This is a genomic window from Psychrobacter sp. GW64-MNA-CIBAN-0177, assembly GCF_040309585.1.
GTDB lineage: Bacteria > Pseudomonadota > Gammaproteobacteria > Pseudomonadales > Moraxellaceae > Psychrobacter > Psychrobacter okhotskensis.
Genome location: NZ_JBEOOY010000170.1, coordinates 1 through 279, shown reverse-complemented (window position 1 = coordinate 279; position 279 = coordinate 1). Strand labels below are relative to the sequence as shown.

Here is a 279-nt window from a genome sequence, read left to right as displayed (position 1 = left end):
GCAAAGGGTAACCAATGCAATTGACGGCTATTTCTTTCTGACTCCACAAGTGATGACGTTTCCATTGGCTGATAACCATGCACTTGTGCCAAACGCTCATTGGGGTCAAAACCAAAAACGCGCTGAATCGCTGGTGCCGCCAGCCATGAATCATAACCTGCCTTGGTCTCTGCAAATACAGTCTGTCCTAACTGACACGCCAGCTCAACGGGCGTGAGATTAATTACCCCGCCTAAGCAACAACCTAAATTGTCTATAAGCGTCGGTGGTAGATAATAC

1 protein-coding gene is annotated in these 279 nt (G+C 47.7%); it reads right to left on the bottom strand.

Annotated elements, in window-relative coordinates; all coding sequences use genetic code 11:
• The coding region (locus AAEY79_RS14640) for a hypothetical protein (protein WP_352289043.1) at positions 1-279 on the bottom strand (279 nt) is incomplete at both ends.